This window comes from Verrucomicrobium sp. BvORR034, assembly GCF_000739635.1.
GTDB lineage: Bacteria > Verrucomicrobiota > Verrucomicrobiia > Verrucomicrobiales > Verrucomicrobiaceae > Verrucomicrobium.
Genome location: NZ_BATQ01000082.1, coordinates 31,530 through 53,835, shown reverse-complemented (window position 1 = coordinate 53,835; position 22,306 = coordinate 31,530). Strand labels below are relative to the sequence as shown.

Below are 22,306 nucleotides of genomic sequence, written 5' to 3'. Positions count from 1 at the left end.
CCTCATGCGCCTCTTCCTCAGCCGTCTGCACTTCCCCGTGACCACGCTCGGTCCCGGGCGCCGGGTGGGCATCTGGTTTCAGGGCTGCAGCCTGCACTGCCCGGGCTGCATCAGTGTGGATACCTGGGCGCACGGGCAGGGCGAGACCACGGTGGCGGAGGTCATGCGCACGATCTCTCTCTGGCTGGCAGAGGCCGATGGCATCACGCTCTCCGGAGGCGAACCCTTTGAGCAGGTGGACGCCCTGCAGGCCCTGCTGGAAACCCTGCGCCGCGAGATCGGCCCGGGCAAGGACCTGCTCATCTACTCCGGCCAGCCTTGGGAAAAGATCGCCCCTCACCTCGCCCGCTGGCCCGGCCTGGCAGACGCCGTCATCAGTGATCCCTTCCTCCGCTCGGCCCCGCAGACGCTGGCCTGGCGGGGTTCAGACAATCAACGCCTGCACCTGCTCTCCCCCTTGGGCCACGAGCGCTACACCGCGTGGCAGCATGCCCTCCGCGAAGCCCTGCCGAAGGCCCTGGACGTGTGTTTTGAAGGGGACACCCTCTGGATGGCCGGCATCCCCGACCCCGGCAGCCTCGCGCTGATCCAGCGCACGCTGGCGGAGGCAGGCTACGCCTCCACCGCTACCGACGGGAGCCTCGAAGGGCCCTCCTCCATTTCCGTTCCTGTATTCGCATGATTCGCCACTGCCCCCGCTGCCAGACTGACCGCTCGCTTGAAGAACTCCTCTGTCAGGGACGCTTCAGCGAGGCCCATTGCGGCTGGCCTCTGTATGACATCCTGCCCACCCCACCGGCCACCGCGCGGGAGGAGCCCCCGGCGGCAGAGGAAATCACCACCGGGTTCGCGGAAGGCACCGCCAGCTCTGCCATTGCCACCACATCCACGTGCACCACCTCCACGGGACTGCTGTGCCGCAACGGGCACGCGCTGGAGCCAGGGGACTTCCTCTGCCTGGATTGCGGTGAACCCGCCATCACTCCCGCCGCTCCCCAGGCGGCCCCGCCCGACACCGTAGCGATCACCGTTCATGGCTGGACCTTGGGCGAGGAGCTGCCGGTTCATTCCGGGGAGTCTGACCTGCGCCTGGCCACCCAGGCGGATGCCACGGGCGTCTTCAAGCACTACCGGCGCGGCATCGAGCCGGAAATTTCCTTGTACCCTGCGCTGCGCACCCTGGATGCCGCCCACGGTGTGCGGTTGCTCGATTCCGGGCGTCATGAGGATCGGGCGTATGAAGTCTGGGAATACCATCCGCACGGCACGCTGGGCGACATCCCCCCGCAGGAGAAGGCCCGTCCAGAGATCGTCCGGCACGTGGTTGCCCAGCTCGGCCCCGCCTTGCACGCCCTGGCCCAGATCCACATCATCCACCGGGATCTGAAGCCGGCCAATGTGCTGGTGCGGAGCCGGGAGCCGCTGGATCTGGTGCTGGCAGACTTCAGCACTGCCACCGTCAGCGAGTTCGATCTGCAACTCACGCTCTCCCGGCAGACCACCCGCTATGCCGCGCCGGAGACCATCGCCGGCACCTGCTCACCCGCGTCGGACTGGTGGAGCCTCGGCGTCATGGTGCTGGAGATGCTCACCGAGGGGCGGGGGTTCGAGGGCGTACACGAGCGGGCCTTCCTGCTCCACCTGGTCACACGCGGCCTTCAGGTGCCAGCTGACCTGCCACCGGACTGGCAGGAGCTGCTGAAAGGGCTGCTCGCCCGGGATCCCTCCCTGCGCTGGAGCTGGCCCCAGGTGGAACGCTGGCTCCAGGGCGAGCGCGGCATCCCGCATGGCTACTCTGACCATCGCGACGAGTCCCCGTCCTCCGGCGTCACCCTGAGCCTGGGGGGCCGCACCTGGCCCACGCCGGAGAGTTTCGCCCTCGCCGCCGTCGAGGCCGCCCATTGGGAGGAGGCCCGCGATCTCCTCCTGAGCGGCCGGATTTCCACGTGGTTGCAGGAAAGAAGCAGTGAACGCGATCTCACCCGCGCCGCCCAGGTGCGCGATGTGGCAGCGGAGACCACCCTGCCGGAAGACGCCCGCCTGAGCGCCGCCCTGCTCCTGCTCAATGATCACCTGCCCCTCTGCCTGCGCGGGGAGATCATCACGCCGAGCTGGTTGCTCTCCCACCCAGACACCGCCTGGCAGTGGCTCGACAGCCCCCTCCCCCACAGGTTGCGGCAACTGGGCCGCGAGACCTGGCTCGTGCGGCTGAAGGAGCGCGCCGAGCGCCTCCGGACCCGCGTGCGGGAGCTGGATCTGGAGTTCGATGAAACCCAGCTCTCCGCCGCCATGCTGGCCACCTCCCAGACCATGCTGGAGAATCGCTGGGCCCAGCAGCGCCGTCTCTACCCGGAGGCAGAGCACCCCGCCCTCATCTCCCTCGCCCAGCGCCGCAGCCCCACTGAGGAGGACCTCATCCTGCTCATCTCCGCATCCCAGGCCCATTTCCGCCCCGCGTCGGATGTGCTGAAGGAGGCCGGCCGGGAGGCCCATCGTGCGCAGGTTCCGTTTACTCCTGAACCCATGGCCGCGTGGTTCGCACACAGCCGGGCGGAGATCCTCAAGGCCGTGGATCAGCGGCTGCAAAACTTCGCCCGCTGCGGTCGCCAGATCCCGGATCAGTGGGCGGATGACTTCCGTCAGGACCGTCGCATCACCCTCGCTCGGGCCCTCGTGCTGCTGGCCATTCCCCAGGAGGAGTGGCGTGAGCCCGCCCGGCAGGAGTACGTGCGGAACATCCTGCACTTCTTCCACCGCCGGCTCGTCACCGGCCTGCAACGCGGCGGCCTCATCCGCATGACCATCGGCCGCACCTCTGCCCGGCTGGATCTCACGGAACTTGGCGGCCCCGGGCGGCCCGCCCTCGCCCTGCTGGATGCCGTGTTGACCCGGCTCCAGCTGCCGCTCAGCCTGGATCCCACCCCGCTGCTGGCAGAGCCGCTCCGCGAGAAACGCCTGCGCCGTCTCGCGCAGAACGCCCTCTCCTACCGCCGGGACACGGGCATCAATCCGCTCTACCTCGGCTTCCCCTTCATTGTGTTGCGGGACGCACGCGCCTCAGAGTCGGCCAAGCCCCGCATCGCCCCCGTGCTGCTCTGGCCGGTGCGGCTGGACATGCCCGCCGGCCAGCGAAGCACGGTGAAGCTCGGGTTCGATGAAGAACGCGAGATCCGCCCGAATCCTGCCCTGGAGGGGCTGCTCGGCCCCGCCTTCCCCAGCTGGCGGGACATGCTGAATGACCTCCGCGCCCGGGACCACCTCGATCTCCAGGCCGTGCTGGATGCGTTCAGCCCACTGGCCACGCTGCCGCCCGCCATGGAGTCGGGTCCCGATTTGTGTCCGCTGCCGCCCGCCACCGTCACTGGCACCCCAGGTGCCATCCAGCTCCATGCGGCGGCGGTGTTATTTCATTGTGACTTCTCCGGCCAGACCATCGCACAGGACATCGACCAGATCTCGAAGGGCATCCCCTTGCAAGGCACCGCCCTGGAGACAGCGATCCGCGCGGGGGATGCCACCGATGCACCAGAGCCCCCGTCCACTCTGCCCGCGGAGCTGGACCGCTACTTCACCGCGGCCTCAGATCCCTCGCAACAGAGCGCCGTCTTCCGCACCCGTCACGGCCCCGGCCTGCTGGTACAGGGACCTCCCGGCACGGGGAAGAGCCAGACCATCGTCAATATCGTGAGCGATGCCATCGGCCGCGGGGAGCGGGTCCTCATCGTCTGCCAGAAGCAGGCCGCGCTGGAGGTGGTCCGCAAGCGCCTGGATACCGAGGGCCTGGGGGGACGCCTGTTCTACCTGAAGGACACCACCTCTGACCGGCGCCCCACCCTGCAGGATCTGCGCGGCCAGCTGGAGCAGCCCGCCCACTCCCCCCACGACAATGCCCGCCTGCAACGCGAGCGCGAAGGACTGGCCCGCCATATAGACTCGCTGGAGAGGGAGCTCACCAGCGCCCATCTGGCCCTGCATGAGGGGCCCGCCGACCGACCTGGCCACCTCTCCTACCGCGAGGTGCTGGACGAGCTCCTCCAGCTCGAAAGCGAACGCTCCCCCATCACCTCTCATCCGGGCGTGGGCGCGTTATTCCGCGAACTCGATCACGCCGGGGCCTGGCAGATGATCGCAGAGATGGCCCCGCTCACACCGCTGTGGCTGAGGGCGCAGTATGAGCAGAGCCCGCTGCATGACCTGAGCTATTTCAGTACGAACGAGTCCACGCTCGTCGAGTTTCGCCAGGCGTTCGAGGCCTTTCAGCAGGCGGAACGGCACCGCCATGCCCTCCTGCGTCAGCACGACCACTTCTTCAGCCTCGATTCACCGGAGCAGTTGAAAAGCTGGCTTGCCGAGCATGAGGCTGCCCTGCGGGCCCTGCCCGCCCCCGTCGTCCGCCACCTGTCGCAATGGGCGGCCCATCTCGCCAAGGGGGGCACGGACGCATCCTCTTCCGCAAATCAACTCGTCCCCTGGCTGGAGGGATTGAGCCAGAAGCTGGCCGTGCTCACCCGCTGGACGCTGGATGCCAGGCTCTACGCCAGGCTCGCTGAGCGCGGCGATGCGCCTCTGCGGCAGCTCTCCCGCGATGCCGCACGCCTGGCTGCGCCCGCCTCCTTTTGGGAGAAGCTCAACCCCACCCGCTTCTTTGCGCGGAACAAGCTGCACCGCTGGCTCACCCAGGCCGGGGTGGGCCCGGACAATGTGGATCTCACCACGCTCCACCAGGCCGCCGAGCTGGAAAACGAGCTGCGCCAGGACCGGCCCATGCTGACGCAGTGGCTGGAGGTGCTGGGCCTCATCGAGCCGGGCAGCGCGACACCTCTGCCTGTGATGCAGCGCCAGATCCGGCCCCTCATCGAGCAGATGCAGCTCGTGCTCGCCGCCGCCCGCCGTGTGCAATCCTGCCCCGTCCAACTCGCCGCGAGCACCCTCCTCCAAGGGGGCGACCCCGCCCTCTGCGCCTCAGTACTGGACGCCTGCCACGCCAGCCTCTCCCTGTGGCCGGCGGACTGCGAGAGCAAGCTCAGGCTGGACCAGTTGCGCCCGTGGTTCACGCCCGGGTGGATCAGCACCCGGTTAGAGGAAATCGACACCCATGCGCCGGGCAGCGTGCCCCTGGAGCCGCTGGCCGCCGCCTTTCCCACCCTGCCGGAGTTTCAGACCTTCCGCGCCCGCGCCCAGTCGCTCAGCCCGGTGGCATTCGCGGTGTACGCGAAGCTGCGCGAGAAGGAGGCCACCTGGTCTGCGCTGCCTTCCTCCCGCCTCCCGGATCAGGTCACCGCCACCCTGCAGCGCGAGGCCCTGCTGGAATGGAAGCGCCTGCTGGAAGAGTCCCATCCCTCGCTGTTGATCGAGAGCGATGAGTTCGAGGAAAAAGTACGCCTGCTGGGGCAGAAGGACCAGGAGTTCCGCGAGGCGAACCGCCACCTGCTCAGCCGGTGCGCCGCAGATGCTCCGCTCTCCCCGCGCAGTCATTGGGATGACGTGGTCATGTTCACCGGCCCGCGGGCCCGCCGTCTCAGGGAGGTGGTGGAGCGGGGTGAGCCCCTCGGTCTCCTCCACCTCCGCCCCGTGTGGATGATGAACCCGGAAATGGTCAGCCGCCTTTTCCCGCTGCGGCCCGGCTTGTTTGACGTGGTCATCTTCGATGAGGCGTCCCAGCTCCCGGTGGAGAGTGCGCTCCCCGCCCTGTTCCGCGCCAGGCGCATGGTGGTCAGCGGGGATGAGAAACAGATGCCGCCCTCGCGCTTCTTTGGCTCCCACCTGGAGTCGGATGAGGAGGAGGATGCCGACTCGTGGCTGGCCGCTGATGACGCGGGCCTGGACGAACTCGAGAGGGAGCGTCTCGCCCAGGCCGCGGGACGTCGCGAGGTGAAGGACTGCCCGGACCTCCTCACCCTGGCGCAGAACCTCCTGCCCACCGCCACGCTGGAAATCCACTACCGCTCGCGCTACCGCCAGCTCATTGATTTCTCGAACGCTGCGTTCTACGCGAACCGCCTCAGCGTCCCCGCCCGCCACCCCGATAGCGAGATCCTCCGCGCCCGGCCGATGGAGGTGGATCGCGTGGAGGGCGAGTACTTTGATCAGACCAATGAAGACGAGGCCGCCCGCGTCGTGTTCCGCCTTCAGGAGATCTGGCGTCAGCCCGCTGAGCAGCGGCCCAGCATCGGTGTTGTCACCTTTAACCTCAAGCAGGCGGAGCTGATCGAACAGGAGATGGAAGATCTGGCCGAGCAGGATGAGGCCTTCCGCACGGCCTGGATCGAGGAGCTAAGCCGCACCCAGAACGGGGAGGACATGGGCTTCTTCGTGAAGAACCTGGAGAACGTCCAGGGCGATGAGCGGGACTGGATCATCTTCTCCACCACCTTCAGCCGGGATCATCGCGGCATCTTCCGTCGGAACTTCGGCGTGCTGGGTCAGCACGGCGGCGAGCGCCGCTTGAATGTCGCCGTCACTCGTGCGCGGGAGAAGGTGCTGCTCATCACTTCCATGCCCGTGGGGGAGGTCAGCACCTGGTCAGGTCAAGGCGGACGCCGCCCACCGTCCACTCCGCGGGATTTCCTCCAGGGCTGGCTCGCCTATGCGGAGCGCTTGCATGCTGGTGAGTTCGAGCAGAGCCGCCAGCTCCTGCATGCCGTCAACGGGCAGCACGCCTCGCACTTCCCCCAGCATCAGAGAAGGGCCGCAGCCTCCCGTTTTGTGGAGGAGGTCGGCGCGTTCATCCGCCAGTTGGGGCACGAACCCGTCCCCGCCCAGGGCGATGCCTTCGGCCTGGACTTCGCCATCACCCACCCCACCACCGGGCAGTTTGGGCTCGGCATTGAGTGTGACTCCCACCATCATCCCGTGCTCGCCTCCGCCCGCGCCCGCGAGCTCTGGCGTCCCTCCGTCCTCCGCAGTTCCATCCCCCACCTGCACAGGGTCAACTCCCGCCGCTGGTATCACGACCGCCCCTCAGAACAGCAACGCCTCCGCACCGCCATCCAGCGCGCCCTATCTGCTTGAAAACTTCAAACCTCCACCGCTCCACCTATCGCCCTGCCCACTGCCAAGCACGCCCCCGGTCCCGGAGGGACCATGGAACTTAGCCGGTGGTGCCAACCACCGGATTCACAGCTACCATCACCTCGCGTCCTGGAGGGACGCCGGACCGGCACTGACCGACGCCAACTGCCAAGCACCAAGCACGAGAGTTTCCGCAGGCTGAAGCCTGTACTCCGTACAACTCCCGGCCCACCACTTACCACTTACCGCCCCACCACTTACCGACAATGAGCGGCCCCAAAGTCATCAACATCGAAGCCATCCGACGCCGTCAGAAGCGTGAAAGCCTGGCCCTGCTCCAACGGCTCGATGCCGCTCTCGCCGATTGCGATCGCTGGCAGGCGGCGGAGTCCCAGACCTCCAGCGTGATGGACCGTCTCCGCCAGATGCAGGAGGCGGGGCTCTGGGAGCCTCTTATCCAGGAAGCGGGCAAACAGTGCGGCTTCTATGAGGAAGAGGCCCGCCGCCTGCGCCAGCGTCAGGTCGCCGATCAGGCGGCCAGCCTGCGCCGCGCCCATCGGCTCCTGCAGGGGGCGACCCAGATGACCGCCCAACTGCAAACCCTGCCCGGCACCCCAGAGCGGGACCGCCTTCTTGGGCAACTCCGTAGTGCGGATCCCGCGGAGCAGCAGAGCGCCCTGGGCGAGGCGTTGGACTTCATCGGACAGCAGCAGCATCAGGAAAGCTCCAGCCGACTGCGCGAGCTCGCCACTGGTCTCATGGATCCCGATGCCGTTTCATCGAACTCGCCCCTTCCCCAGCTTCCCGCCGATCCCCAGGAGCTGCGTTTGGAAAAATGCTGGGCCCTCCTTGCCGAGCTCTCCGCCGTGGTGGACTCCGCGGACTCACCCGAACTTCAAGACCTGACCGAAAAGGCCCGGCGTACCACCACCTCTCCTGCGGACCAGCAGGCGTTGCTCCTCGATTCCCTAGCGCTGGAGCTGTCCTCCTCCCTGCAAAACCGCCGGGCCGCCCTCGCCCTCCGCAAAGAGCTGGCCCTGCTGCTCGCCGAGATGGAGGAACTCCACTCGCCTGCTGTCGCCGACTGGAAGCAACGTCTCACCGCCGCGCTCGGCCCGTCAGCCGCCCCTTTGGAGTCCACCCGCGCCCTCGTTCAAGAAGCCCGCTCCTGGGTCGATCAGACCTTTGCCGAGGAAACCCGCCAGGAGCAACGCGCCGCTGTCCTCCGCGCCCTCAGCGCCGCCGGTTATGAGGTGCGTGAGGGCATGACCACCGCCTGGGTGGAACAGGGCCGCATCGTCCTCCGCAAGCCCGGCGACGCCGCCTACGGCGTGGAACTCAGCGCCCCCGCCCAAGGCAACGCCGTCCAATCCCGCGTCGTCGCCTTCAATGCCTCCGGCCGCGATCCCCTCCGCGACCGCGAAGTCGAGGAAACCTGGTGCAACGAGTTCGAAAAAGCCCGCGATGTGCTGAGCGACGAAGGCTTCCAGGCCAGTTTGGTGCACGCCCACCCAGCGGGAGCGATCCCGCTGAAGGCGGTGCCGAACCCGGCGGGTGAACAAGGACGAGACGTGCCGCGCAGAGAGGGATTGGGCGGTGCGTCCAGGGCGTGAAGATGGAAAGCTACGTGTCGGACACTTCGAATTGGACAAATTGCATAAAATGGCTAAAATAGCCAATATGAGCGCGGATCCAGCCACATCTGACGTCGGGCTTGCCACCTTGAAAAAACTGCCGGCCATGAGCGCCAGCAGTCTGAAAAATCACATCGGTGAGGCCCTGCTCAAGGCGGCGGGTAACGGCTTGGCCATTACCCGTCACAACCGGCCAGAGTTCGTCCTGCTCCCTGCTGCGAAATATTTGGAGCTCCAGCGCACTCATCAGATGCCTCTTGAAGCGCTGAGCGCAGAGTTCGATGCCATGGTGGCAAGAATGAACACCCCCTCAGCCCAACGAGGAGTGAATTCCCTCTTCAGCGCCACCCCCACTGAGCTGGGTAAATCCGCTGTGAAAGCCGCCGCCGCTCAGGGTGAATGAGCACCCCGGAACGACAGGCAGTTATTACCGTGCTTGCGGGCGTGAATGGCGCTGGCAAGAGCAGTATCGGCGGCGCGCATCTGCGGGCGCAAGGCGCTGAGTACTTCAATCCGGATGAAGCCGCGCGGAAGCTGATGACGATCCAGCCGGGCCTTGACGTTTCCGAATCCAACGGCCTGGCTTGGCAGGAGGGCAAACGGCGATTGGAAAAGGCCATTGCCGAAGGCGGGCATTTCACTTTCGAGACCACTCTAGGAGGCAACACCATCACGCGGCTGTTGTTGGAAGCGGCCGCTACAGGAGCGAGACTGCAAATCTGGTATGCTGGCCTGGCGAACGTGGAACTGCATCTGCAGCGCGTAGCCGCAAGAATTCGCAAAGGCGGCCATGACATCCCTGAGCGTGAAATCCGCAAGCGCTGGACCGCCAGTATGGCCAATCTCATCCGCCTGATCCCTTCAGTAACAACCTTGCGGGTTTATGACAATTCCGCCGAGCGGGACCCTGCCCAGGGCCAGCCCCCGGAGCCCCGACTGCTGCTGGCGATCGACGAGAAGCAACTCAGCTATCCACCCCCGGAGGCCTTGACGGACATACCCGCCTGGGCCAAGCCCTTAGTCTTCGTCGCCTACAGTCACTTCGGTCTGCTACCGCCGAAGTAATCTCCCTTGGCAGGCGGATGACTCAGCCCGGTTTGAGGTGCACGACTCGAAAACTTGGGCGACTAACCAAGAGCTACCGAGGGGTCGAATCTCTCCCCTTTCCCCATATGCTCCCATATGGGAGGAAGATTAGTGCGCTGATCGTCGACGTGAGAAGAGTCTCTAACAATGAATGAGCCGGGGAAGATGTCCCCGTGTGCCTGTCTCATACAAGGATCAGCATGTGCTGTGGAACAGCCGCTTTGCGTTCTTCCGTTTAGGTTGCAGTTGGGGCAGCCTTCTCCCTGCGGACCTGAAACCAGATGGCATAAAGAGCGGGGAGGAAAGCGAGTGTCAACACTGTGCCGACAGCGGTCCCTCCGATCAACACATAAGCCATGGAGCCCCAAAACACAGAATGGGTGAGCGGAATAAAGGCCAGCACGGCAGCCAGTGCTGTCAGAATGACCGGTCGTGACCGCTGGACGGTGGCCTCGATAATCGCATGATGAAGGTCCAGACCATCTCCTTGATTGGTATGAATCTGACCGATCAAAATGAGAGTGTTCCGCATCAATATTCCAGAAAGACCGATCAGACCAAGGATGGCGTTAAATCCGAATGGTTGCTGAAAAATCAGCAGCGCGGGAACCGCCCCGATGAGTCCAAGCGGCCCGGTGAGCATGACCATCCACATGGCTGAGAATGAGCGCACCTGGATGATGATGATGGCCAGCATAAACAGGATCATAACGGGGAAAAGTGGAGCCAGCGCTGAGTTGGCTTTCGATGCTTCCTCGATCGAGCCCGCCATCTCGATACGATAGTTTTCCGGGAGCGATGCTCGGAGCGCCGAAAGCTTTCCCCAAATTCGGGAGGAGACATCCGGTGGTTGGGAGCCTTCCACATTGTCACCTCTCACAGTGATGGTGGGAATCCGGTCGCGCCGTTTGATGAGTGGATCTTCCGGTTGAATTTCGACCCGCCCGATCTGGCTCAAAGGGATCGGTTTTCCGTTCCGGTTCGTGAGGGCGAAATCTTCCAGGCTGGCAGAATCCAGCCGCTCCGACCCAGCACTTCTCACCACCAGACTGACCGCACGAATATTCTCTCGAACCTGGGTGATCGTCTGACCGTTGAGAAGAAACTGCAACTGCTGGGCTGCTTCAGCAGGTGACAATCCAATAAGCTGCAATCGCTCTTGATCCAAAACGAAGTGCAAGGTGGGAGAGCGTTGCCCCCAGTCCACATTCACCGTACGCATGTCTGGATCATGGCGCATGATCTCTTCTACGCTGCTGCCAATTTCCCTCAGCCTTGCCGCATCAGGTCCCATGACCCGAAAAGCAACGGGAAACGGAGAATAGGGTCCAAAAACCAACTGCGTCGCGCGAATCCTGGCTTCCGATGCCAAGCCATCGGTGGCAGCTTGGCGGAGACGCAATTTGAGCTGATCTCTTGCCTCCGCACTCTTGGTCAACACCACGATCTTTGCAAAGGAGGGATCGGGCAGTTCCGGATTGTAGGAAAAGAAAAAACGTGGTGCGCCCGCTCCGATATAGGAGGTCACGATTTCTGATTCGGGTTGTTCCGACAGCCAAAGTTCGATCTTCCTGGCCGCTGCGCTGGTCGTCTCGATACTGGTTCCCAATGGAAGCTGAACCTCGACCAACAATTCCGGGCGGTCAGAGTTTGGGAAAAACTGCTTCTTCACCACGGCCATCCCCCCACCCGCCATCAGGAACGCAGCCACAGTAACTCCTGCGACGAGATATTTTCGCCTCACGCACCAGGTGACGAAACGGCGGAGACGCTGGTATCCGGGAGTGGAATAGATCCCGGCGTGGCCACCTTCGATGGGCTTGATGTCAGGGAGAAGTTTCACCCCCATATAAGGAGTGAAGACCACCGCTACGACCCATGAAACAATGAGAGAGAATCCAACAATCCAGAAGACGTTTCCGGCATATTCTCCCGCAGTTGAACGGGCAAAGCCAACCGGCAGAAAGCCGACGACGGTTACCAGAGTCCCGGCAAGCATTGGACCCGCGGTGTGGCTCCAGGCATAAGCCGCAGCCTGGATGCGATCCATTCCCTCTTCCATCTTTACCACCATGGATTCGATGGCGATGATGGCATCGTCCACCAAGAGTCCGAGCGAGATAATGAGCGCGCCCAGTGTGATTCGATCAAAAGCCCGATCCGTGATCATCATGATCACAAACACCGTGCCCAAGGTCAGCGGGATTGCCGCCACCACGACCATGCCAACTCTCCAACCCAAACTCAGCAAGCTGACCAGCATCACCACGGCGACGGCCATGGCGAACTTGACCATGAATTCGTTCACCGCCGAACTGATGTTGATGGCCTGATCGGTGATTTTTTTCAGGCTAACCCCCAACGGCAGGCTGGAGGAAATTCGGGCGCTTTCCTCCTGCAAGGCCTTGCCCAGGTCCAGCCCGTTCCAGCCTTCTTTCATCACGACACTCAACAACAGGGAGGATTCTCCATTGTGACGGATGACAAAGGTCGCCGGATCTTCGTAACCTCTCGTGACATTCGCGATATCCGATAGCTTGAAGCTTTGCTGTCCGGCCACAATCGGGGTATTGCGGATTGTATCAATGTCGGTGTAAGCCCCGTCGAGGCGGACGAACACCTGTGCGCCATCCGTATCAACCGATCCTGCAGGGGTCACCGCATTTTGCCGCGTGAGAGCAGAAAAGATGTCCGCTGGCGAGATGCCAAGGGTTGTCAGTCGCCGATAAGAAAACTCGACGAATATCCTCTCTTGTTGTTCGCCCACGATGTCCACCTTCTTGACTCCTGGCACATGCAGAAATCGCTGCCGGAGATCTTCAGCTACGCGGGTGAGTTTTCGAAGGGGAAAACCGGGAGCCTCCACCGAGTAGAGTGCGAAGGAAACGTCCGAATACTCATCGTTGACGAAAGGCCCGATCGCGCCTTGCGGCAATTTGCGCACCTCGTCCCCCAGTTTTTTTCTCGCCTGATAAAACTGATCGGCCACTTCCTTGGGCGGCGTTTTGTCAATCAGTTGCAGCGTCATCAACGCCAGTCCCGGTCGCGTGGTGGTTTCCACCCTATCATACCAACGAAGTTCCTGGAGCCTTTTCTCCAACGGCTCCGCCACGAGATCCTGCATTTCCTGCGCGGTGGCTCCGGGCCACACGGCGGTAACCGTGAGAACTTTTACCGTGAAGGAGGGATCTTCCGCCCTCCCCAACTGAAAATAGGCATAGATGCCAGCGAATGCTGAAGCAAAGATGAAGAACAGGGTGATGGCGCGTTCCCGCACTGCCAGTGCGGAGAGATTAAAACTTCCCATATGCCTTCTCCTCTTTTGCTGGGTTAACGACTTGTCCGTCGTGCAGAAGATGCGCCCCCAACGCCACCAACTTTTCCCCGAGTTCAACTCCGCGCGACACGACGGCCTCTTCCTGTCCGATTGAGGCAATGTCCACGGCGCGGAACTTCACTTCCGATTTGTCGTCCACGATCCAGACGCCCGGCCCTGTTCCCCGATCATGCACCGCTCCGATGGGAACGCGGACAGACTCATTGCCAGCGGTGTTTTCGGTGAGTAATGTGACGGTGACGGTGACGGTCGAGCCGAGTGGCGTCGAAGCGGCATCACCTTCGAGCACGTAGCGGGCCTCAAAAGTTCGGCTTGCCGGATCAGCCGCTTCGGAAAGCTGGCGCAACTTGGCTTGATAGGTTTTATCCTGCCCATACAGCCGCGCCGGGGCGGTCGCACCTATATCCGGCCTCACGCCCTCCGGCAGGTTGATCAAGGCTTCCCGCGGGCCATCATGCGCCAACTGGATCACCGTTTGCCCGGCAGACACGACCTGACCTGGTTCGCTTAGTGTGCGAACAATCACCCCATCGGCATCGGCAGATAACACGGCATACTCGCTGGAGTTATTGCTGACCCTAGCCTGAGCTTCCGCCGCTTCCAACTGTGCTTTGGTGCTCTCCAGCATCGCCCGGGCGTTATCATACTCCTGATGCGATACCGCATTGGATTTGACCAGCGCGGCATACCGCGTTTCATCCGCCTTGGCTTGCGTGTATCTGGCCCGGGCCGCCTCGACGTTTGCTTGTTGCGCGGCCAATGCGAGTTCCAGGTCCACGGCATCCAGCCGCATCAGAATCTGGCCTTTGCGAACGCGCTGTCCTACATCCACGGATCGCGCCAGGATTTTCCCTCCGACCCGAAAACCCAAATCGCTTTGCACCCGGGCTTCCACGACCCCGGTGAAGGTATTGCTTTTCGATCCAGCGGCTTCAACCTTAAAGACCTCCACGGTCGGAGACTGCAGACGGGGATCTTTTGCGGCTGGCTTGGAGCAGCCAGCGACCATCAAGGCCATCGTCAGCACTCCCGCAGGAAGACCAATGGTCACCCATGAGACTGCGGGCGTAAACTTTGTAAGAGGCGTCAGCCCGATTAGTGTGTTCTTCATAAATTTTCGCGGTTCACGCATTCATGGCGTAGGACAAAAAACGCTGGTGCAACCAGCGTGGCGTGGCCCAGGTAAAGAGCACCATGGCCTTGTTGGACAAACCCGGCACCACACTCATGCGTCCCGCGGCAAGCGCGCGGATCCCGGAGCGCACCACGGCTGACGGCTGCATCATCAAAAGACGCAACGTGGGCGTGATCTTCATTTCAGCCGCCTGTGCGAATCCTGTGTCCGACATACCGGGACAGAGCACCGAGACGGTGACTCCATCGCGTTTGAGTTCGCGATGCAGCGCTTCACCCAAACGTAATACATAAGCTTTGGCGGCTGAATAGACGGCGAAATTCTGCACGCCCTGATAAGCCAACAGGCTGGCCACCAGCAGAATTCTCCCGCTTCCCCGAGCCCGCATGTCTTGAGCAAAGACGTGCGTGACGGCTGTCAGACTTGCAACATCCAACTGCACCATTGCCAACGCCGCGTCCAACTGAGCCCCCAAAAACGGACCTTGTAGTCCGTGTCCGGCATTGTTGATAAGAATATCGATCGCGATGTCCCGCTCGCGAAGCCGCTGGTGTAACTGGCTGACCGCCGCAATATCTGAGAGGTCCACCTGCTCCACAATGACCTCAACGCGATATTGCCGACCTAGCGCTTCTGCGAGACTTTGAAGCCTATCCAGCCGTCGGGCTACCAAGACCAACGAATGGCCTTTCGTGGCATATTGGCGGGCAAACTCCTCGCCGAAGCCACTCGATGCACCGGTAATTAGAACCCATGATTTTTCGGGTGTCGGTCGGTCGGTGTTTTTCATAGTAGTGTGTATATGCACATGTTGAAGCGACTCATCGCTTTAAATATTCGAGGCTTGAAAACTACTTGCTGAGGGCCTGCGCCGCCGTTTCAAGATCGGACAGGATGGCGGACCACCGCTGTTCACCCAAGGTTTTGACGGCAGCCTTTTGGGCTGAGCGCCAGGCTGGCATGACCTCTTTGATTTTTTCCCGGCCTTTCGCTGTAATGAGGAGTTCCACCCGGCTGCCCCGCCCACCACCCACAATCTCCACCCAACCGTCCCGTTGCAATGGCCGGAGATTTCTCACCAAGGTAGTCCGGTCCATTCCAAGCCAACTGCTCAATTCCGCCATGCTCCAATTTTCCTTGGCATTCAATGCCTGCAAAATCGCCCCCTGCGTCGTGCGGATGCCGTGCCGCCGCATCTCAGCGTCAAAGAATTGGCTCGCCACCCGTGTCACCCGACTCAAGTTGAAACAGACACAATTCGCCACAGACGACATATCCAATTGTTGGGACATGGTGTGCATATACACTTCCATCTGGATGGCGTCAAGGCATTTTCAAAAGGATGTGCCACTGGTCGCCACCCATTTGATCCATCTTGCCCCCAAACTATTCTGGCTCTGTCGATGCTCCAGTCCCTACGGGCGGCGAGGTGTCGCCGACTGATTTTTTGCAAAGCTTGAACTGGCCAGAAATCCTTACACAAAACAGATTCAGAGGCGTTGCGTGCCGACTCGTTTGATCATTCTGCTCTAGAGACCTGAAACGTAAGAAACGATCCCAGCAGGCCCAAAACCAGATTAATCCCGTAGGAGGTTCGTAAAGTGCGCTCGCCCGCACCGCCATTATTCCGTGGACACACCTGCGGCCCCTTGCTGGACACAGAGTGTTGAGCTCTCACAGTCACCCATTTATAGTTGAGTGAGTGAGCACTCGCGACAAGAACCCCATCTTCTCACGGCGTAGAGCAGCAGCGCCGAAAGCGAGCAGTTCGCTTCGAGTCGCGCTATGGTTGTTTTCGTTGTCGGCTCTTGTTGGCTGTAGCGCTAGCGGGTTCAGCAACCGGCGTGATGACAATCCGCAGGTGAGAGCTCTCCAGGCGGCGAGTGTATCCCAATACGGAGACCGGCCGATTGCCGGTGAAAGTATCGACGGATTCTTCAAGAACAAGGTCGGTTTGATAACGGTCAAAGGGGGGATACTGCCCGTGGGAAGGGCGGCACCGATTAGCGAGGATGGATATTACCTGACGGCGTGGCATGTGGTGGAGAAGGGCGATTTTCGCCTCTCGAATTCAGTCTCCTCAGCGAACCCACTCCGGGTCGTCGAATACCCTGGCAGAGTCGTGTGGCACGATAGCTCGGCGGATCTTGCCATTGTGAAATTCGGATACCGGCCTTCGGCACGGTTCAGCGCACAGCAGTCTCCGCTCGCAGAGGGAGAAGCCGTATTCAGCGGAGCAAGTGGGCTGAACAGCGGCATACGCCTCACACGACTGAACGCGAGTGGCAAATATGACCTCAACGATCTGATCAGAACCTCGTTCGGGAACGGTGATTTCCGCACTGCCGGGAAGATCACGAATGTCCGCGTTCTCGACAACGGCTCATTGCGCTGGATCTATGAGTCCACGCTCGTGGGACGTGGAGGGATGAGCGGCGCGCCCGTGGTCAGCAGCAAAGGGCACTTGGTTGGCATCGTTACCGGCGGTCAGGCAAAGCCACTTTTCGGGCTGAGAACAACGTTCTCCATGTTCGACCCGACGGCAATGGAAGAGATCCTACATGCCGATCGCTCTCGGCCGTAACCAAGACGTGGGCACGTCAACCTCACTGAACGCAGCGAAAAACAGATCACCGAGGAGATTGGAAAGAAGCAGGGCCTCAGCCCACTTCCCCTCCATCGCCAGAAATTCCATTCTCGATGGCTGCCTTCTCGGCTCATACCGCATCACGACCGCCCCTGAGCGGAACTCCTTCCGGCCTACGAGTTTCAAGACGATATACTTCGACAGCCCCGCGAACAACGTCGGCCCATGGCCCGCGAGCCTGGGTTGCACCATTGCCGGAGAGAGAGAGGATCGCGCTTTCGCGTCAGGATGAGAATGACATGCCGCGTGGTTTCGGATTTCTGGTCGCCCGTAGCTGCATTTGATGCCAACGGTGGCTGACATAGGCGCCCAAGGTATGGCGAGGCACGAGCCGCCACCCTGGAAAAGGTGGAGACAAATAGGAACCCCGAAGCACCCCAGCTCCGATCACCGCCAGCATCCCGACCCCCACCCGCGCCGGGAAGACCGAGGTCGCGCTTCAGCGCCGGACGATTGTATAATGTTCACCGCTGCACCTGTCTGTCGATCACCATCGACGGCTTATGAGATGGTCTGCGAATAGAACTCAGGCATCGCCAGCTTGCGAGGCTTTCAGCAGATTATTGCGCAGTTTGACCAGATCCCTCTGCAACCGGGTAAATTCGTCAGGGGTCAACCCTGTGGCCGCAATCACCCGGTTGCGCCCGCAGAAGGCTTTTTCGAAGACACCGTGCCCCGCATCCGTCAGTGTGATGCGCACCTCGCGTTCGTCGCTGGGATTCCGCTGGCGGGTGACGTAGCCAGATGCTTCCATTCTTTTCAGAAGAGGAGTGAGGGTGCTCGATTCAAGAAAGAGCTTCTTCCCCAACTGGCTGACCGTCGGGCCGTCTTCTTCCTTGAGGGCGACTAGCGCAGCATATTGTGAGTAGGTGAGTCCAAGCTCGGCAAAGAGGGGTTTGTAAACGCGATTGAACGCCAGGTTTGAGGCGTAAACGGCAAAGCACAAAAAATCTCCGAGATTTGTTGCGAGGTCAGTGTCGTTTGCTCCTGGCTTCTTCGTCGAGGGGTTACGTGATTTCATGGGTGAGCGGCGAACGGATATCTAAATTCTCGTCGGAAATTTGATCTGGACGGGTTGACGAATCAAGATTTATGCTCAACATATCGTGCACGATTTAATCGTGCACAAGTTAATCACTGGATTGTTCCCAGGTAAAACGATGCTCAATCCTGCACGCCACAACCACCGAACAATGCGTCCCGGATCACAGCCTCAAAATCGACCACAAACCACAAAGAAGACATGAAAATGACGAGCAGAATCCTCCGATCAGCCGTTGGCGCTTTCACCATGATGCACGCGTTCGCGGCAATATCGTCCGCAGAACCCGTGGCCAAGGTGCCACAGGTCAAAAACGTGGTGCTGGTGCATGGTGCCTTTGCCGATGGCTCTGGCTGGAGAGGTGTGTATGACGAACTCACCCGCAAGGGCTATCGCGTGTCCATTGTGCAAAATCCCCTCACTTCCCTGGCGGACGACGTCGCCGCCCTGCGACGCATTCTTGCACGCCAGGATGGCCCCACCATCGTTGTCGGTCATTCCTACGGTGGAACGGTGATCACCGAAGCCGGTGTCGATGAGAAGGTGGTTGGACTGGTCTATGTGTCCGCGCTCGCGCCGGATGTTGGGGAGTCCACCGGCGATCAGTTTGTAGAAATCCCTGCTCCACCGGAATTCGTCATTGAGCCTGGGCCGGATGGTTTTGGCTTCGTGAACCTGGAGAAGTTCAAGTTAGGTTTCGCCAATGACACCTCGGATGCGGATGCCGCCTTCCTGCGCGACTCGCAAGTGCCCATCAACATGGCGATCTTTGGAACGAAACTCACGCAAGCTGCGTGGCGCACCAAGCCGAGTTGGTTCATCGTTGCAACTCAGGACAAGGCCATCGCCCCCAAGCTGCTGCGCAAGCAGGCCACACGCATCGGTGCAGAGATCGTGGAAGTGGAAGCCAGCCATGTACCTTTCGTCACCAAGCCGAAAGAAGTGGCGGCAGTGATTGAAAAAGCGGCGCAAAACTCCCTCAAAGCGGTGAAGTGACCTCACGTCGCAGAAACAGGCGGAACCTCAAGGGTGCCGCCTGTTTTTTGTCGTTTCAAAGTCAGAGAATGAGTGACGCCCATTCGACTGGACTCAATCCCGAGGTGTCGTTGCCTCGACGAGTATCCCGCGATAGACTGCGCCCTTGAGCCGGTGTTCCCGGGCTGCCTGGTAGGCGGGGCTGTAATACCAAGCCTTGGCGGCTTCCATACTGGGGAACTCCGCAATCACGACGCCTTCTGTCTTGTCGCCTTCCAGCACTTCATACGGCCCATAACCTGAGAGCACCTTCATGGGGTGCCCCTCAAGCGAGGCGGCCACCTTCTTCCAATAAGTCTCCAGCTCGGCCTGGTCGAGAGTCTTTTCACGAGTGAAGACAACGTAGGCCGGTTTCGCGACTTGGACCTTTTGTTCCGGGATCGGAGCAGTAGCTTTAACGGCTCCGGTGCGCGCTTCCTTCTCGGCGGAATCGCCGGCAGTCAAAGTCATGGCGGCGAGAACACTGGCTATAACAAGAAATGCATGTTTCATTCGATTGTGGGTAGAGGATTGAAGAGTTTCCGGGGGTGGATTCATTCAGTTAAACTGGCTGCCAGCAGACGACTTCGATGTTGTAGCCGTCCGGATCAAAAACGTAGGCGGAGTAATAGTCGGGGCCATGGTCTGGAGTTAGCTCCGGCTCGCCGTTATCCTTCCCACCCGCCGCAATAGCCGCCTTGTAGAAGCTTTCCACTTGCTCCCTGGTGGGAACGCGAAATGCGATATGGCAAGGCGCAATCAATTCCTGGTTTTCCTGGATGAAGAAATCATGCCCCTGGCCTTCCACTCCAAATCCCACTCCTTTCGCTTTCGCGCTTCCTGAGGTGTATTCTGGCGTGGCGGAGTAACCCAAAGGAGCAAGAGCCTTTTGGTAGAATTCCTTGCTCTTATTGAGATCGCTGACGGTGATGATGATGTGGTCGATCATGAGATTCCCTGGTGAATGGTTCGGCTTTGGTTCTGGCTTTTTTGCTGCACATTGTCGGCACACTTTTGCACTAAACTGTCGGCACCGTGCCGCCGTCGATGACGAACTCTGTCCCAGTGATGGCTGAAGCGCGCGGCGATACGAGAAACGCAATAAGGTCGGCGACCTCTTTCGGCTTGGCCGGCCGCCCTAGAGGAATGCCGCCGAGTGCGTCCATCACCATCTGCTTTCCCCCCTCGTAGTCGGTGCCCGCACTGACCGCGAGGCGTTCCGCCAATGCGACGGCGGCCTCTGTTTCCACCCACCCTGGCGAAACACGAACAACGCGAATGCCCTTGGGAGTGACTTCCTTTGAAAGGCTTTTACTGTAAGTCGAGAGCGCAGACTTGGCCGCCGCATAAGCCGTCGTCGATTCCGGCAGCGGAAGCTCGCGCTGGATCGAGGTCACGTGGATGATGACCCCGGCCCCCTGTTCGATCATCGGCGGCAGCAGCGCCCTGTCGAGGCGAACTGCGCTCATCAAGTTCAGATCAAGCTCACGTTGCCAGACATCATCATCAAGACTGGCAAAACCGCCACCCGGGGCGCTTGAGCCGCCAACGACGTTGATGAGAATGTCAATCCCGCCGAGGTGGCGAAGCACCTCCTCAGAAACGGTGACGCACCCCTTGGCTGTCGCCACGTCAGCGGCGATGTAGTGCACGCCAGCCGTCGGATTCTTCGGCAGTTCGCGTGCCGTGGTCACGATGCTAACGCCGGCCTCATGCAGTACTTGCACAACAGCGGCACCGACCCCTTTAGTTCCCCCAGTGACCAAGGCTCGACGCCCTTTGAGGTGAAGATCGAAGCTGATGCCGGTGGGGGAAGCGGTGACGCCGGTGGTGGATATGTCTGTTGATTGGTTCATAAAGTGACCGTCCTTTCTTTGGTGACAGTAGACGATTTTTCTGGACTTTCAATGGCTGAAAGTCCTGATGTCTGGTCCAATCGTCCAGATTCAATGGACTTTTCAATGATCTGATCCATGCTTTGCCTACTATGGATGTTCTCGCTCATATGATGTCCCTCATGCGGACGAAGGGCTCGTTGTACGGTCGCCTTGAGTTCTCCGCACCCTTTGGATTCCGGTTTCCCGCCGACGATGGGGTTTGCATCATCGTCACGCGCGGTTCTTGCTTTCTTAGTGTCGATGACTCACCGCAGGTGTCTCTTGTTGGAGGGGATTTTGTCTTCCTCCCCACACCCAAGTATTACACCATTCGCAGCAGCCCGGAGGTATCGGTTCGCTCGATGCTTGAGGTCGCCTCACAGGAAGAGTTCCACCGTACACGATTGATCACTTTCGATGGGGGCCGGGGTCCATCGACTTCTATTGTTGCAGGTTGTTTTTCGTTGGCCTCGCCCGAAAGGAATTTACTGATCAAACACCTCCCCCCGATGGTCCACCTTCAAGGCTCGGGAAGTCATGCGACACCCTGGTTCCAATCCACCCTGCAATTCATTGCTTCAGAAGTCTCTCAAAACCTGCCAGGAGGAACCGCCATCGTGGATCGCCTTGCGGAAGTGCTCTTTGTTCAGGCGATGAGGTCCCGCATTGGCTCCTCATCCGCTGCGGATCATCCCAGCTGGCTGCATGCTTTGAATGACCCGCAGATCGGCGAAGCCATCCAACTGTTGCACGCAGAACCCGAGCGGCAGTGGACCGTGGAAGACCTGGCCCGCAGTGTCTCCATGTCCCGCTCTGCCTTCGCCGAACGGTTCCGCAGGCTGGTCGGGGAAACACCGCTGGACCATCTGACACAATGGCGGATGGTGAGAGCAGGCAGCATGATGAGAGCAACCCCACCGATGAAGCTGGCCGACGTAGCACTAGCGACGGGGTACGAGTCGGAAAGTTCGTTCGGCAAAGCTTTCCGCCGTGTCATGGGAGTTTCGCCAGGCAAATACCGCTCCCATAACGCCGCTCTTCCTAAAGTGGAATCAAGTGGAAAGCGGACTTCGACCGGACGGCGGTGAGATATTGAAGGGTGTGGACCAGAGACAACAGCAAGTTGTAGATGAACTTGTCCAGAAGCCACAATGAGGGACGTCTGCACTCCAGGCATCAGCTTTTCGAACCGCTGCCCCCGTACCATCGATCTGCGACTCGTTGCAATTCTCCAATAGCTACCTCAAGCTCCCCGGTCTTTGGGGTAAGAGAATAGGTAACTTGAGGAGGAACAGTGGGCTCATAGTGTCTGGAAACAAGCCCCTCACCCTCCAACGTCCTGAGACGTTCCGTGAGTGTTTTTGTGGATACTGATCCCAGATGTCGCTTCAGCTCTCCAAATCTAGTCGGTCCATTACTGTGCAGCACATAGAGGATATTCATCGTCCAAACCCCCGAGAGGAGATCGAGAAGTTTGGGGAGGTGATCTTGTGATGTTTGAGGTTCAGACTTGGCCATTACTT

The 22,306-nt window shown here is 60.8% G+C and carries 17 protein-coding genes and 1 pseudogene; 8 read left to right on the top strand and 10 right to left on the bottom strand.

The features are described from left to right. The first annotated feature begins 4 nt into the window (after positions 1 to 4). The 5 genes from BV034_RS14295 to BV034_RS14275 all read left to right on the top strand — a co-directional run bounded on the left by BV034_RS14295 (position 5) and on the right by BV034_RS14275 (position 9,710). Complete coding sequence (locus BV034_RS14295) at positions 5 to 682, top strand: 4Fe-4S single cluster domain-containing protein (protein ID WP_050027681.1); 678 nt, start codon at positions 5 to 7, stop codon at positions 680 to 682. Next, positions 679 to 7,011: an AAA domain-containing protein gene (locus tag BV034_RS14290; RefSeq protein WP_050027680.1), complete on the top strand. Its 6,333-nt coding sequence runs from the start codon at positions 679 to 681 to the stop codon at positions 7,009 to 7,011. The genes BV034_RS14295 and BV034_RS14290 overlap by 4 nt, the downstream gene beginning before the upstream one ends. A gap of 266 nt (positions 7,012 to 7,277) precedes the next feature. Further along, positions 7,278 to 8,624, top strand: coding sequence for a hypothetical protein (locus BV034_RS14285; RefSeq protein WP_050027679.1), 1,347 nt, complete (start codon positions 7,278 to 7,280; stop codon positions 8,622 to 8,624). Between the two features lie 67 nt (positions 8,625 to 8,691). Continuing rightward, a complete protein-coding gene (locus tag BV034_RS14280) occupies positions 8,692 to 9,048 on the top strand; it encodes a type II toxin-antitoxin system prevent-host-death family antitoxin (RefSeq protein WP_050027678.1) in 357 nt (118 codons plus the stop codon). Then, positions 9,045 to 9,710: an AAA family ATPase gene (locus BV034_RS14275; protein ID WP_050027677.1), complete on the top strand. Its 666-nt coding sequence runs from the start codon at positions 9,045 to 9,047 to the stop codon at positions 9,708 to 9,710. The genes BV034_RS14280 and BV034_RS14275 overlap by 4 nt, the downstream gene beginning before the upstream one ends. Positions 9,711 to 9,966: 256 nt before the next feature. Here the strand turns inward: BV034_RS14275 and BV034_RS14270 are convergent, their stop codons facing one another. The 4 genes from BV034_RS14270 to BV034_RS14255 form a co-directional block, all read right to left on the bottom strand. Then, a complete protein-coding gene (locus BV034_RS14270; RefSeq protein ID WP_050027676.1) occupies positions 9,967 to 13,038 on the bottom strand; it encodes an efflux RND transporter permease subunit in 3,072 nt (1,023 codons plus the stop codon). After that, entirely contained in the window at positions 13,025 to 14,179 is a 1,155-nt protein-coding gene (locus BV034_RS14265; RefSeq protein WP_081887811.1) for an efflux RND transporter periplasmic adaptor subunit, read from the bottom strand. The genes BV034_RS14270 and BV034_RS14265 overlap by 14 nt, the downstream gene beginning before the upstream one ends. Before the next feature lie 13 nt (positions 14,180 to 14,192). After that, positions 14,193 to 14,993, bottom strand: coding sequence for an SDR family oxidoreductase (locus BV034_RS14260; RefSeq protein WP_050027675.1), 801 nt, complete (start codon positions 14,991 to 14,993; stop codon positions 14,193 to 14,195). Positions 14,994 to 15,054: 61 nt separating this feature from the next. Continuing rightward, positions 15,055 to 15,300: a MarR family winged helix-turn-helix transcriptional regulator gene (locus tag BV034_RS14255; protein WP_265592999.1), complete on the bottom strand. Its 246-nt coding sequence runs from the start codon at positions 15,298 to 15,300 to the stop codon at positions 15,055 to 15,057. A gap of 764 nt (positions 15,301 to 16,064) precedes the next feature. Here BV034_RS14255 and BV034_RS14250 point away from each other — a divergent pair. After that, the gene (locus BV034_RS14250; RefSeq protein WP_265592998.1) at positions 16,065 to 16,787 is read left to right on the top strand and encodes a serine protease; all 723 of its coding nucleotides are present in this window, start codon (positions 16,065 to 16,067) and stop codon (positions 16,785 to 16,787) included. 123 nt (positions 16,788 to 16,910) lie between these two features. Here the strand turns inward: BV034_RS14250 and BV034_RS36820 are convergent. Further along, positions 16,911 to 17,042: pseudogene (locus BV034_RS36820) on the bottom strand (deaminase); the annotation flags it as partial. 334 nt (positions 17,043 to 17,376) lie between these two features. Next, complete coding sequence (locus BV034_RS14240; RefSeq protein ID WP_081887809.1) at positions 17,377 to 17,871, bottom strand: MarR family transcriptional regulator; 495 nt, start codon at positions 17,869 to 17,871, stop codon at positions 17,377 to 17,379. Between the two features lie 270 nt (positions 17,872 to 18,141). Between BV034_RS14240 and BV034_RS14235 the strand changes: the two genes are divergently transcribed. After that, positions 18,142 to 18,888: an alpha/beta hydrolase gene (locus tag BV034_RS14235; RefSeq protein ID WP_265592997.1), complete on the top strand. Its 747-nt coding sequence runs from the start codon at positions 18,142 to 18,144 to the stop codon at positions 18,886 to 18,888. A gap of 93 nt (positions 18,889 to 18,981) precedes the next feature. Here the strand turns inward: BV034_RS14235 and BV034_RS14230 are convergent, their stop codons facing one another. The 3 genes from BV034_RS14230 to BV034_RS14220 form a co-directional block, all read right to left on the bottom strand. Beyond that, positions 18,982 to 19,308 carry a DUF1330 domain-containing protein gene (locus BV034_RS14230; RefSeq protein WP_050027705.1) on the bottom strand — a complete coding sequence of 109 codons (327 nt, stop codon included), beginning with the start codon at positions 19,306 to 19,308 and terminating at the stop codon, positions 18,982 to 18,984. Between the two features lie 160 nt (positions 19,309 to 19,468). Then, a complete protein-coding gene (locus BV034_RS14225) occupies positions 19,469 to 19,855 on the bottom strand; it encodes a VOC family protein (RefSeq protein WP_050027670.1) in 387 nt (128 codons plus the stop codon). A 70-nt stretch (positions 19,856 to 19,925) separates the two neighbouring features. Continuing rightward, positions 19,926 to 20,708: an SDR family oxidoreductase gene (locus BV034_RS14220; protein WP_050027704.1), complete on the bottom strand. Its 783-nt coding sequence runs from the start codon at positions 20,706 to 20,708 to the stop codon at positions 19,926 to 19,928. Between the two features lie 185 nt (positions 20,709 to 20,893). Between BV034_RS14220 and BV034_RS14215 the strand changes: the two genes are divergently transcribed. Further along, positions 20,894 to 21,871, top strand: a complete 978-nt coding sequence (locus tag BV034_RS14215; protein ID WP_050027669.1) for a cupin domain-containing protein — start codon at positions 20,894 to 20,896, stop codon at positions 21,869 to 21,871. 88 nt (positions 21,872 to 21,959) lie between these two features. Here the strand turns inward: BV034_RS14215 and BV034_RS36815 are convergent, their stop codons facing one another. Then, a complete protein-coding gene (locus BV034_RS36815) occupies positions 21,960 to 22,301 on the bottom strand; it encodes a helix-turn-helix domain-containing protein (RefSeq protein ID WP_081887808.1) in 342 nt (113 codons plus the stop codon). Between the last annotated feature and the right edge of the window lie 5 nt (positions 22,302 to 22,306).